The following is a 12,785-nucleotide window of genomic DNA, read 5'->3' on the forward strand; positions in this document are numbered from 1 at the left end:
CAAGCAAAATTTCCCTCGGGAGTATTATACCATTATTTTATCCATATGAATGAAATTTTTCATCTTTTAATAATTTAATAAAATATTTATGAATAAACAATAGGAATCGGTTTCAATCTATTATAGAGTGAAATTTAATTCAGAGACGTTATCTCCTATTCCAAAATAGGGAGCATTACAGCTGGTCGTCATCGGATAAAGATGAAAAGAAAGAAGACAAAATAAATGAATCGTATGAAAAAAGCTATCTTAAAATTTCTATCCCATCCTTTTAGCCATTTAAAAAAATATTATAAAATATATCGTAAAATCATAATTGCTATGAATCCATGCCATAAACATTTAAGTTATATATTGGATTATGATTTTCCTGTGAACGGACGAACAATACCAATCCGTATATTTCAACCAAAAAGAAAAAAAGAAAAGAAAATCTTGCTCTTTTTTCATGGAGGAGGATGGGTAACGGGAAATATCAAAACTTATACAAGAATATGCGATTATATGGCTCACCAGACCGGACATACAGTAATATCCGTGGAATACAGATTAGCACCAGAACACCCTTTCCCATCCGGTTTAACTGATTGCTATCTGGTTGCTAAAGAAATCTGTTTAAATCCTGATCTATTTCACTGTCAGTCCAAAGATATCACCTTAATTGGTGATAGTGCCGGTGGTAATCTGGCGGCAGCTGTTTCCTTAATGGCAAGGGATTTCGGTGAATTTTTGCCCCCGAAGCAAATTTTACTATATCCCACTACCTATAATGATTATAGTGAAAATTCACCTTTCCCATCTGTTAATGAAAATGGAACAGATTACTTTTTTACCATGAAAAGAATTCAGGATTATCTGGATATGTACGTTGGTACTGAACAAAATAGAAATCACCCTTATATTGCACCATTATTAGCATCCGATCTGTCAAACCAGCCAAAGACACTAATAATCACGGGGGAATACGACCTGTTACGGGATGAAGGAATCGCTTTTGGAAGACGTCTTAAAAAATCTGGAAATGATACGAAAATATATGTAATAAAGAAAGCTCTTCATGGCTTTTTATCATTACCTCATAATAAGGAACCTATTATCAGATGTTATAAAATTATGAATCAATTTTTATATGAAAAGGGGAATACAAATGAAACATCGAAAAAGGGTTGAATGGACAAAACTAGATAATGCCTCCAAGATATTTCCATCCCTTTGCAATGAAAAGGATACAAAAGTATTCCGTTTGGCATGTGAACTAACAGAAGAAATAGATCCTGTCATACTGCAGGAATCGTTGGATATCACAATAAAAAGCTTCCCATTATATCAATCCATATTAAGAAGAGGGGTATTTTGGTATTATTTTGAAGAAAGTGATATAAAACCTGTTGTTACTATAGAAGCAACCCCAATTTGTGCTCCTGTTTATTATAGCGATAAAAAAAATTTATTATTTCGGGTCTCTTATTATAAACACAGAATAAACCTGGAAATTTTTCATGCTCTCTCTGATGGGACAGGAGCTTTATGGTTTCTTCAAACCTTGGTGTATCATTATCTGACGAATAAATATAAGGAAGATTTTTCAGAGAAAAAGCCTGATTTTAATTATATTGCATCAATAAGCGAAAAGATGGATGATAGTTTTGGAATCCATTTTGGCAGGAAAAAGAAAAATAGAGTCAGAAAAAAAGGAAAAAATATAAAAGCCTATTCTATTCGTGGAATAAGAAACGATGAATACCGGATGAAATTAATTGAAGGAATCCTGCCAGTCCAAGAAGTACTTAGGCAGGCTCATGAATATAATACAACTTTAACTATTTATATAACTTCACTATTTATCTACTCGATTTATAAAAGAATGCCCTTCAGGAATCGCCGGTTTCCTATTATTTTATCAGTCCCGATTAACTTACGTCAATATTTTGAATCCGTCAGTGCAAGGAACTTTTTTAGTACAATGAATGTAGGATATCTTACTTCGGACGATAATGTAGAATTTAAAGATATTGTGTTAAGAGTAACCGAACTTTTTCAGAAAGAGCTTACCACAGCCCAGTTGAATGATCGTTTAGAACAGTTTATGTCTCTTGAGAAAAACTTTTTTACCAGACTGATTCCCTTACCCTTAAAAGACTATTCCTTAAAATTTGTAAATTTATTAAAGGACAGAGGAATCAGCGCTGCTATTTCAAACCTGGGAAGGATCACAATGCCCGAGGAATTCGAAAATTATATACAACAATTCAGTTTTTGTACAAGCGCACGAAGGCCTCAGATCTGTATGTGTTCCTATGGGGATAAATTAGCAATAAGTTTTACTTCACCATTTATAGAAACAGATATTCAAAGAATCTTCTTTCAATTTTTATCAAAGAAAGGAAGTTCTGTAGAAATTACTTCTAATTTATAAGAAAGGAATAACTTATGCAATATTGTAAGCATTGTCAGGTTCATGTTAGGGGAAAAAGAGAAACATGCCCGTTATGTATGAATCTTTTAACAGGAAGAGAATATAGTGATGATCTGGATCTGGCATATCCTGAAATACCTTTGACTTTTGAAGGGCATCTTGTTATCCGGATCATACTTTTTATTTCTATCATTTCAATTGTTATAAGCTTTGTATTTAACAGAGTTTTCCCATCCCATATAAACTGGCCTGTCTTTGTAGTTTTTGGACTGGTTAGCATGTGGTTAAGTTTAATTGCGGTAATGAAGAAAAAACATAATATTCCTAAAACAATCATGTGGCAGGTAACGATTGTATCTGCTCTATCCATCTTCTGGGATTATGAAACCAAATGGCGTGGATGGTCTATCAATTATGTAATACCTATTACATTAGTACTGGCCATGTTGATCATGTATATCACTGCAAAAATTATGAAGCTTGGTGTAAGAGATTATATTTTATATTTTTTGCTGGATGGTCTGTTTGGAATTATCCCGGTTGGATTTATTTTATTTGATTGGATCTCCACCATTTATCCATCTATTCTATGTGTAACAGTAAGTATCATCTTTACCTGTGCCATTATTATATTTCAAGGCGAAAATATTAAAAATGAATTTAATCGGAGAATGCACATATAACTGATAAATTTTTATATGCACCTGTCTAAGGGCTGTTGCAAAAATATAAGAATCTTTATATATAAGAAGAACCTTTATATTTCGTAAATAATTTGTGCGATGTATGTGCGAAAAGCGGCAAGATAGAGAATGCCGCTGCCTTTCGCGCGATGGAGCACAAATTTCGAGAAATATAAAGTTCTTCTAAGTTCAAAAAACTGTATTTTGCAACAGTACCTTATTTAATATTGTCTGCTATTTTAAGATTACCTTATTTTCATCTTCACTTTTCTGATTTAATATACTTTTTAGATAAGTCCCAAAAAATGTATCTTTGCCTTCCTCCATCCAATAATCATATTCTACTTTACCTAGATCTTCTTTCAAAGTATCCTTCAAAGCTCCACTAAAATATTTTATATTTATGTCTGCTGCATATTCTGCCATTGCTTTTTGTTTATCTTCTGTGATATCAGCCTCTTCCAGGGAATGATATATTTTTTCATAACTGCTGTCAAAAAAGAACTGCCTTCCATAATTGTCAAAATTTAACAGGTTTTCGTCTTTACTATGGTTATTCCTGGCATATTCATTTACGTTAACATTTTGGCTTTGATATGTAATTTTTCTGTCAGGACTAATATGGACAATACCATAATGATTTGGGTATACTGCCAGTGAACTTGTTACAATATCATAAATTCCATTCTCATTCTCAGATTTTTGAATGTCCTGAATATGCATATGACCGCTTAGATTTAATTTAACCTGATATTCTTCTAAAAGTTTAGTTAATTCAATTCCATTTAGGATAGTATATCTGCTTGTAAATAATTCATTATGTGACAATAGATTCTGATGGGTAACAGAAATCACAGTTGCTCCTTCCTTCTTTGCTTTTTCTAAGCACTGCCGTATCCATGCAAAGGATGTGTCAGATATCCTGCCGGAGTCAATTGCATATCCCATGTCTTTATTGGCATCCAGCATAATCACCCATAGATCATCTGCTATCTCATATAAATAACTAAGTGAATCAGGATCTGAATCTAATGCATCCTTATATCCCATATCCTCATATATGCTTTTAAAATCCTCCGGCGTTATATTGGTCGTTGTATAGACCTTATTTCCTTTATACTGATAGGAATGCGGATTTAATATATCATGATTACCAGGTATTACAAGAACATGAATACCGGCCTTCTTCACAGTTTTTAATTTCTCAGATAATTCTTTATGGCTTTTCTTCTCCCCGTTAAAAGTTAAATCTCCGCTTAGGATCAAAGCCCTTGGATGTGCCTTTATCACTTCATCAATTAAGGCATCTGTAATATCTGGTGTATACTCCACCATCTTACCATCTCCCCCTTTAATAAACTCCCGAAAAGCTGCGCTATTATCTGTAAGTTCCCGGGAGAGATAATGTAAATCTGTAGCAACAAAAATACTTGGACCATTTTCTTTTACAACTAAATCCATGTAATTGCTATTCTTTACCTTATTACAACTACTGAGTGTAAGTAAAATGCCACTGAGTATAAGGATATATTTTAATTTCATTTATATTTACCTCTCTGTTTTAATATATGCTATCCATTGTAACATAATATGAGTAAATAGAGAGAACTATTTGATTTTTCTGCATGATTTCATAACTTCATTTATATAATTAAGTAAATAGAGTTTTTGGAGTTTATTTTAGTATGGCAGAAACGAAAACGGAGCACCTTCAGTACAATACCATGACCTTAAATGGGCAAGGGCATGTTACAACCAATCCTAATACTGCAGTGATACGTCTGGGAGTACAGACAATAGGAGAAAATATTGAAGCAATACAGTCAGAAAATGCAGAATTAAGTGAAAATGTCATTCAGGCATTAACTGAATTAGGAATTACAAACATCCGGACTTTTCAATATGTTATTGATAAAAACTATGAATTTGAGGATGGTATCAGGGTCGATAAAGGATATATTGTCCGTAATATATTAGAAATACAGATAAATGATTTAGATAATGCTGGATTTGTGATTGATACTGCTGTAAATAATGGAGCTAATGTGGTAGATTTCATCTCTTTTGAAGTTGACGATCCATCTATGTTTTATCAGCAAGCCTTAAATCTTGCCATTATGGATGCTATGCGAAAAGCAAAATCCATCGCAAGACAACTTGATACCCCTTTTGATCCAATTCCTATTCGCATTGTTGAAAATAGTTCATCACCTATGCCTCGTTCACAACAGTATTTTTTAAGAGAAATTGCTTCCACCCCTATAGAACCTGGAATAAAACAAATTGATGCTTTTGTTTCCGTTGAATTTATTTTCTAAAAATTCTTATATATTCAGCTCTGATTTAAGAAGGAGCTGCTGCAAAACTATGCAGCAACTCCTTGTTCTATAATAATTATTTCGCCTTTTTTAAATCTTTTGCAGGTTCCAGAGGTTTACTCTCTAATATCTCTTCCACTTCTTCATAACCTGTTGGAAAAGCATAATTATAACGTGCAGGCAATGCAAAAACATACATTGAATTGCGGCCAAGTTCACTTGGATTCATAGGAGCTGCTCCAATATGGAATTGTTCCTTTTGTAAGGCATCCCATTGCTCATGAGTAAATACCATAATCGGAATATCCTGTCTTTCTTCTTCCTTGGTCCATTTTGGATGTCTGATAGAAATAATTGGCCCGCTTTCAGCCAAATCAGCATTTTCTGTTTCTTCTATCGGCTTCCCTTCCCATTTATCCATCACGATCTTATAGCCTTTCCAAGTCTTAGGTAAGCGGAAGCGGAATCCATATTCTTTATTCTCATAAATAATCTCATTGGAATTTTCAAATGCCCCTAAAGTAACATCATCAATAAGCCAGTGGTTATCTTCTTTTTTGAGTATCAATGCAATGGATCTCTTGGAAGCTGCTTCATTTTTATCCTTCTCTCCACTTGTAATTTCAATGATTTCTCCTTTTACTTGATAGGAATCCTCTTTTAGCTTCTTTATTTCTTTTATTTCTATACGGTCTGGCCATGGACTGGAAGTTAATCTGCCAGGTGCATTAACTGGCTCATTTATCCACTTTTCAAGCAATTCTTCCGTTACAAAATCTTTATAATTTTCTTCCATACTTTTTTTGATTTCTTTTTTATCTGCTAATAACGATACATTCTGTAACTTACTCCCAAATTGAGTAATAAGATCTTTTATTATGGTTTCATCATTATCACTGCTCTGACTGGAATCCTTCTTCTCTTTGTCTTCCATTTCATCACTTTTTTTATCATCCGCTTTTTCTTCTGTTACTTTTTCTGTATCTGCTTCCTGCTTTTCTTTTTTTCCGCAAGCTTCTAATAAAAATACACTGCTAAAAACAGTAACAGATAATAAAATTATTAAAAATAGAGAGTTTTTTAATTTCATCTTTAACACGAACCTTTCTCTAATAGAATTCATAATTAATTAGTGACAGTCTCCTACCCATTACTTACTATATATTATTCGTTTTTTCCAGGTATTATGCATGTTTTATGTATCTCTATAACCGGAAGAAATGCTCTTTACAGAAAAAATAATCCGGTGCTTATTATAATCACCGGATTATTTTTTGTCAAATTATATCTTTCCTTTTAAAATTCCATAAAGCAAACATATATAGTGTGGATAGCCATATTAATAGTGAAATCGTACTTCTTATAATACTGATTGATTCCGTTCCCAGTTCACTGATACCTGATAAGCTATGAAGAGCAGCACGGGGTAATAATGGCAGCAATACCATTTGTATTTTTTCATCAAACCATGATATAAAAGCCGGTAAAATCATTATGCCAAGAGAACAGGTAATACTTAAGGCACTATTTCGAAAAAGAAAGGTAAAACAGACTGTGATCAAACAATAAAAAATCGGCATGGCCATGCAGCCTGCAAGTAATCTTATAATATTCCCATCGGCAAGTGATACCATATCCCTTCCATTTATATAAAGAATGAACTGTCCGCAACTAAATGTTAATGACGTAATGATTAAGCTGACACAGGTAGAAAATATCCCAAAAGCTGCTAATTTTGCAAAAAATACTTTCCCTCTTTGAGGCGTTACTGCTAAAACCACATGAATGAACTTTGTTGAAAATTCTGAAGATATTATTATAGCTGTAAACACTAATAACATAATGGCGCCAACATCAATTCCTAACAGATTGGCTGTGATAACATCTATGTTTGGAAGTTCATTCAGTGCTCTCCCTTGAGTCATATTAGTTGTCAGCGAAAAAGTGATTCCTAAGAGTAAACTGGAAATCATCAGGATCAGCAAATATATTTTAGTGAAGTTCATAAACATCAACTTCTTCCATTCTGCTTTAATTTGAGAAATCATATTATTTCTCCTCCCTTTTCTTTTTCGTATTATTGGAAGAATAATCTTCTCTTCCCTTGGTCAGTTCCGTATATAATTGTTCCAAAGTTGGCTGATATTTAGATAACTCATATAATGGAATATTATTTACAAAAGCAATTTCTCCTATCTTTTTTATTTCCATATTTCTAACTTGTATATCATCTTTCCCATTTGAAATCACGTCAGCTCCTTTGCTTTCCAGTGCTCTTCTTAATTCTTGTGCCCTGTTTGTCTTCACTTGAACGTACCCACTTAAACTTCGTTGATTCATTTCTTTCATATCCATGTCTGCAATTAATTGACCTCTGGCTAATACAATCACTCTTCCTGCGATTTCTTGTACTTCACCCATTAGATGGCTGGATACCAAAACCGCCTTTCCTCTTAAAGCTAAATCCATAGTTAGTTTACGCAGCCATTTGATTCCATCTACATCCAGACCGTTGAAAGGCTCGTCAAGTATTATCGTATCCGGATCTCCAATCAATGCACCTGCTATTCCCAAACGTTGTCTCATCCCAAAAGAATATTCTTTGATTGGTTTATCCCCAGCTTTTTCTAAGCCTGTAAGAAATATCATCTCCTCTACCCTGGCTTTGGATAAATTAGCTGCTGTTGCCATAAATGTAAGATGCTGTCTTGCACTAAATCTTGGATTTACTGCATCTGCATCAATAAGGGCTCCAATTTTATTTATAGGATTATCCAATTTACAATATGGCTTTTTATCTATAAATACATAACCTTTCGTGGGATCGATCAACCCTAAGATCATTCGCATCGTCGTTGATTTCCCTGCCCCATTCGGCCCAAGAAAACCAGTTACAACACCAGAATGAATATCAAGGGTAAGATTATCCACAGCCACTTTATCCGTATATTTTTTTGTTAACTGCTTAATCTCAATCATTGGTTTTAATCTCCTTAAGCTGAATATTATTATTTTTAGAATATATATCAAATGCTCTTTGAATAAAATCATTGGCCTCTTCTAACATCTTCTTTTCTCCCACCAGCATCTCTTCGTTCATAGCTCCTGATTGGTCAATCTGTTCCAGTTTCGTAACATCACCGCCGCTGATATATATTAACATGTCCCACCACTGCCCTGCCAGTTCCTGACCTTCCCTGGAGGATGGGGAAATATCCGAATGAAGCAGCGCCGTCGCCTCAATCAGTAAAGATTTCCACTTGTGATAAAATTTTTGCACATCGTACAGATCTTTCATTTGTCCAGACATTACTTCCTGCTGCTCTTTGGATACTTTTGATGGTGCCCATTCAAATATGTCATCCCCTGGAAGGGTTTTAATAAATTTCAATAAAACATGAAAAGGAGGCTGTCTTCCCGCCTCAATTACTTTAATCGAAGCATCTATTGTTGCAAAAGAAGTATTCAGCTGTTCAATCTTACGTAATAATAAGTATTCCTGCTGCTCTAATATTTCTTTTAATTCAATTTCTGTTGGCCCATCAATTAATTTCTTTTTTATTTCATCTAAAGAAAAGTCTAGCATCTTATAGAAAATAATCTGCTCCAGACTAATAAGATCCTCTTTGGTATAATATCTCTTTCCACTCTCTGTTCTTCCTGATACAGGAAGTAATCCGATATTATCATAATGTTGTAGAGTTCGTACCGTAAGACCTGTAGTTTTGGCTATTTCTCCCACGAAATAACGTTCTTCTTTCATATTTTACACCTCTCTTCTTATTTATCTTATCACATTACGTTACGTCATATGCAAGACATAATTTACAAAACATACTTTTAGAGTTATAATGTAAATATCTTACATTTATGGGAGGGATTTTATGAATTACAAAAAAATGGGGAAAAGGTTTTTATCTCGCTTGTTAAGTATGGCAATAATACTCGCTATGCTTACACCACAGGTCACTACGACTGCAAAATCCATTTCGACAAAAGATAAAAATATGGTTGAATTACAGATATTGGCAACCAGCGATCTGCATGGGAGATTTATTTCTTACGAATATGCATCCAATGAAGCTACAACTACTGGAAGTCTGGCACAGCTGGCTACTGCCATTAAAGAACAAAGAAAGTTACATCCAAATACTATTCTTGTAGATAATGGTGATACCATACAGGATAATTCTTCTGAACTGTTTTTAACGGATAAAGCTCATCCGATGATCGTTGCCATGAATGAGCTTAAATATGATACCTGGACATTAGGGAATCACGAATTTAACTATTTACCTGATCTTGATCACATCCTAAAACAAAGTAAAGCTGCTGTTCTTTGCGGAAATGTCTATCGTCCTGATGGAACTCCTCTTGGTAAAAATTATAAAATAATTAATAAAAATGGAGTAAAAGTAGCATTGATCGGTATGGTGACTCCAAATATCGTAAAATGGGATGAACAGAATTTAAAAGGCTGGAAAGTCACAGATCCTGTTACTGAAACAAAAGAGATTGTAAAAGCCTTAAAAGGGAAAGTTGATGTCTTTATTGCAGTGGAGCATATGGGAATTGATTCCGAGTACGGTGTTACCGGTTCCGGAATCACTGATCTTGCCAATGAAGTTCCGGAATTGACTGCTGTCATAGCAGGCCATGCTCACTCTCAAATACCGAGCCAGATTATAAATGGAGTTTTAGTTACAGAACCTGGTTCTAATGGTCAGGCCTTATCCAAAATTGAAATTTCTTTAAAAAAATCCTCTTCTGGATATAAAGTAGTCTCTAAAAATAGTGAGCTCATTCTTATGAATGATACAAAAACCGGCAAAGTATATGAACAGGATGAAACACTGTCAAAGAAGCTGGCACCTTTTCATCAAAAAGCGGTTGATGATGCAAATAGTAAAATTGGACAATTGATAAACGGTGACTTAGTTCCAGAAGATGCCATTCCAGGAATTCCAACGATTCAGATTCAACCTACCGCGTTAATTTCTTTCATTAATAAAGTACAAAAAGAATATGGAAAAGCTGATATTTCATCTGCTGCTGGATTTAGAACGGATGCTAATGTAAAAATGGGAACTTTAAGCAAGGCAGATGCTGCTAAGATCTATAAATATGATAATACACTCTATGTAGTGGAAATTACCGGAGCACAGTTAAAGAATTACATGGAATGGTCCGCACAATATTATAATACATACAAACCTGGAGATTTAACAGTATCTTTTAATGAGAGCATTAGAGGTTATAACTATGATATGTTCAGTGGTATAAACTATACTATTGATATCTCTAAACCAGTAGTACCAACAGATACCGTAAAATCAGGAAGCCCTCATTTACATTTTGCCTCATCCAGAATTGTAAATCCAACAAAAGCGGATGGTACAGCTGTTAAAGATAATGATGTTTTCAAATTGGCCGTAAATAATTATCGCTATTCTACAACACTAAAACCAATGTTTGGTGATGATATTAAAGTTATATATAAGTCTGATGAAGTGCTTGGTGATAAGGGCCGAATTAGAGAATTAATTGTAGACTATATTAGTAAAAATAAAAAAATTACTAATTTTATAGAAAACAATTGGAAACTCATCGGAATGGATTGGTCCGAGACTGATAGAAAAGAATTATCAGCTTATATTGATTTGGGAAGAATATCCATACCTGTATCTTTAGACGGAAGAACACCAAATGTGAGATCAATTACTATTGATGATTTAAATAAACTTCGTAACGAAGAAAAAGGAAAAATAAGAATTCTAACCTTTAATGATCTACATGGTAATGTGGAAAGTACGGCAAAAGAAGCTGGGGTTGCAAATTTAGCTGGAAGAATTGATTTATATAGAATGATTAATCCAAATACAATTGCCGTTTCAGCTGGTGATAACTATCAAGGCACTGCTATCTCTAACATTTTATATGGAGCTCCAATCAATGATTTTTTGAAAATAGCAAATGTTGAATTCTCTGCAATTGGAAATCATGAATTTGATTGGGGTAGAGAAAGAATTGAAGCATGGGAAAATGGTAATGATTTTGCTTTCTTAGCGGCAAATATATATGATGCTAATACAAACACACCTGTTGCATGGGCAAAGCCTTATGCAATAAAAAAAATAAATGGCATTAAAATCGCATTTATTGGATTTGCTACTCCTGAAACTGCATTTAAAACAAAACCATCTAATGTAGCCGGATTAGAATTTAAAGATCCTGCTGAAATTGCACCTCAATATATTAGCCAGGTAAAAGCAGAAGGAGCAGATGTAATTGTAGCTTTAACCCATTTAGGTTCTGCCCAGGATTCCAAAGGAACAATTACTGGAGAAGCAGCTGATCTTGCCAAAAGGATAACTGATTTTGATTTAATTATATCTGCACACACTCATTTGCTGGTAAAAGGTGAGGTCAATGGAACACCTATCATTCAAAGCGGCAAAAACGGAAGAGATTTAGGCGTTATCACTTTAAATATGAATGGTAATGACTTAGCTGGTATAGATATGGAATTACTACCTATTGGCAGCATGAATGAAACCAATAAAGGTAATCCACAAGTTATTCAAATGGTAGAGGAATATAAAAAGCAAGTAGGAAAAGAACTGGATGTTGTAATTGGTCAGGCAGAAAAAGAATACCCTCATGACAGATTTACCAATGTTTCTGAACTTGGAGAATGGGTTGCCGAAGTAATGAGACAGGCAGGCAGGGCACAGATTGGTATCACCAACGGTGGAGGGATTCGCATTCCTGTGGAAAAAGGTAATATCACAATTGGAACAATGTACAGCTTAATGCCATTTGATAATACAATTGTAACCTTAGAAATGAAAGGTTCCGATATTAAAAAACTATTTGAACATGGTATTGAGAATAAAGAAATCGGTTGGATTCAATATTCAGGTATCAAAGTATTTTATAATCCTGGAAAACCATATGGTCAAAAGGTAAATTCCATAAAATTAATGGATGGCAGTTTACTTATGATGGATGAATATTATTCTGTTGCAACCAATGATTTTATGGCTGAAAATGGCGATAATTATGATTTTTCCAAAGCAATTGAGGTAAATAACACAAATATACCAATTCGTGATGTATTAATTCAATATATCAAAGAACATGGTAAGCTGAACTTTAATAGTAAAAATGTCTTAATTGAAGGAAAAGATATCTCAGCGAATCAAAAAGATATTATAAAGGGTAAAAAAGCCGCATAACGCGGAACTTATTTGATGTTGAAATAAAAATAAGGCTGTTGTAAAACTATTACGAATAATAAGCAAAGGCTATGCTTTCCCTGTAATCCACTGTGTAAAGGGAGATCATAGCCTTTGTTATAATAATAGG

General features: G+C 33.9%; 10 protein-coding genes. 5 read left to right on the forward strand and 5 right to left on the reverse strand.

Going from position 1 to position 12,785, the window contains the following annotated elements; genetic code table 11:
• The first annotated feature begins 225 nt into the window (after nucleotides 1–225).
• Genes EDD66_RS12505 through EDD66_RS12515 form a run of 3 tightly spaced genes read left to right on the forward strand, consistent with a single transcriptional unit; the run spans nucleotide 226 to nucleotide 3,099 of the window.
• The gene (locus EDD66_RS12505; protein ID WP_123609927.1) at nucleotides 226–1,170 is read left to right on the forward strand and encodes an alpha/beta hydrolase; all 945 of its coding nucleotides are present in this window, start codon (nucleotides 226–228) and stop codon (nucleotides 1,168–1,170) included.
• The gene (locus EDD66_RS12510) at nucleotides 1,148–2,416 is read left to right on the forward strand and encodes a condensation domain-containing protein (RefSeq protein WP_123609928.1); all 1,269 of its coding nucleotides are present in this window, start codon (nucleotides 1,148–1,150) and stop codon (nucleotides 2,414–2,416) included. Before EDD66_RS12505 ends, EDD66_RS12510 begins: the two co-directional genes overlap by 23 nt.
• A gap of 14 nt (nucleotides 2,417–2,430) precedes the next feature.
• Nucleotides 2,431–3,099, forward strand: a complete 669-nt coding sequence (locus EDD66_RS12515) for a DUF6320 domain-containing protein (RefSeq protein ID WP_123609929.1) — start codon at nucleotides 2,431–2,433, stop codon at nucleotides 3,097–3,099.
• 234 nt (nucleotides 3,100–3,333) lie between these two features.
• Here EDD66_RS12515 and EDD66_RS12520 read toward each other — a convergent pair whose 3' ends face one another.
• Nucleotides 3,334–4,641 carry a metallophosphoesterase gene (locus EDD66_RS12520; protein WP_123609930.1) on the reverse strand — a complete coding sequence of 436 codons (1,308 nt, stop codon included), beginning with the start codon at nucleotides 4,639–4,641 and terminating at the stop codon, nucleotides 3,334–3,336.
• A gap of 143 nt (nucleotides 4,642–4,784) precedes the next feature.
• On the opposite strand from EDD66_RS12520, the gene EDD66_RS12525 reads away from it, so the two are divergent.
• Complete coding sequence (locus EDD66_RS12525; protein ID WP_123609931.1) at nucleotides 4,785–5,417, forward strand: SIMPL domain-containing protein; 633 nt, start codon at nucleotides 4,785–4,787, stop codon at nucleotides 5,415–5,417.
• 76 nt (nucleotides 5,418–5,493) lie between these two features.
• On the opposite strand, the gene EDD66_RS12530 is transcribed toward EDD66_RS12525, so the two are convergent.
• From EDD66_RS12530 to EDD66_RS12545, 4 genes are all read right to left on the reverse strand, one after another.
• Nucleotides 5,494–6,516, reverse strand: coding sequence for a hypothetical protein (locus EDD66_RS12530; protein WP_170164346.1), 1,023 nt, complete (start codon nucleotides 6,514–6,516; stop codon nucleotides 5,494–5,496).
• A 178-nt stretch (nucleotides 6,517–6,694) separates the two neighbouring features.
• On the reverse strand, nucleotides 6,695–7,465 hold the full coding sequence (locus EDD66_RS12535) for an ABC transporter permease (RefSeq protein WP_123609933.1): 771 nt from the start codon (nucleotides 7,463–7,465) through the stop codon (nucleotides 6,695–6,697).
• A gap of 1 nt (nucleotide 7,466) precedes the next feature.
• On the reverse strand, nucleotides 7,467–8,396 hold the full coding sequence (locus EDD66_RS12540) for an ABC transporter ATP-binding protein (protein WP_123609934.1): 930 nt from the start codon (nucleotides 8,394–8,396) through the stop codon (nucleotides 7,467–7,469).
• Nucleotides 8,389–9,180: a MerR family transcriptional regulator gene (locus EDD66_RS12545; protein WP_123609935.1), complete on the reverse strand. Its 792-nt coding sequence runs from the start codon at nucleotides 9,178–9,180 to the stop codon at nucleotides 8,389–8,391. The genes EDD66_RS12540 and EDD66_RS12545 overlap by 8 nt, the downstream gene beginning before the upstream one ends.
• 121 nt (nucleotides 9,181–9,301) lie before the next feature.
• On the opposite strand from EDD66_RS12545, the gene EDD66_RS12550 reads away from it, so the two are divergent.
• On the forward strand, nucleotides 9,302–12,655 hold the full coding sequence (locus EDD66_RS12550; protein ID WP_123609936.1) for a 5'-nucleotidase C-terminal domain-containing protein: 3,354 nt from the start codon (nucleotides 9,302–9,304) through the stop codon (nucleotides 12,653–12,655).
• Nucleotides 12,656–12,785 lie beyond the last annotated feature (130 nt).

The organism is Mobilisporobacter senegalensis (assembly GCF_003752155.1).
In the GTDB taxonomy this organism is placed as follows: domain Bacteria; phylum Bacillota; class Clostridia; order Lachnospirales; family Lachnospiraceae; genus Mobilisporobacter; species Mobilisporobacter senegalensis.

What these genes read in the sequence shown, in the direction of transcription:
- EDD66_RS12505 (WP_123609927.1), top strand. Translation starts at nt 226, where the DNA reads ATGAATCGTATGAAAAAAGCTATCTTAAAATTTCTATCCCATCCTTTT.
- EDD66_RS12510 (WP_123609928.1), top strand. Translation starts at nt 1,148, where the DNA reads ATGAAACATCGAAAAAGGGTTGAATGGACAAAACTAGATAATGCCTCC.
- EDD66_RS12515 (WP_123609929.1), top strand. Translation starts at nt 2,431, where the DNA reads ATGCAATATTGTAAGCATTGTCAGGTTCATGTTAGGGGAAAAAGAGAA.
- EDD66_RS12520 (WP_123609930.1), bottom strand. Translation starts at nt 4,641, where the DNA reads ATGAAATTAAAATATATCCTTATACTCAGTGGCATTTTACTTACACTC.
- EDD66_RS12525 (WP_123609931.1), top strand. Translation starts at nt 4,785, where the DNA reads ATGGCAGAAACGAAAACGGAGCACCTTCAGTACAATACCATGACCTTA.
- EDD66_RS12535 (WP_123609933.1), bottom strand. Translation starts at nt 7,465, where the DNA reads ATGATTTCTCAAATTAAAGCAGAATGGAAGAAGTTGATGTTTATGAAC.
- EDD66_RS12540 (WP_123609934.1), bottom strand. Translation starts at nt 8,396, where the DNA reads ATGATTGAGATTAAGCAGTTAACAAAAAAATATACGGATAAAGTGGCT.
- EDD66_RS12545 (WP_123609935.1), bottom strand. Translation starts at nt 9,180, where the DNA reads ATGAAAGAAGAACGTTATTTCGTGGGAGAAATAGCCAAAACTACAGGT.
- EDD66_RS12550 (WP_123609936.1), top strand. Translation starts at nt 9,302, where the DNA reads ATGAATTACAAAAAAATGGGGAAAAGGTTTTTATCTCGCTTGTTAAGT.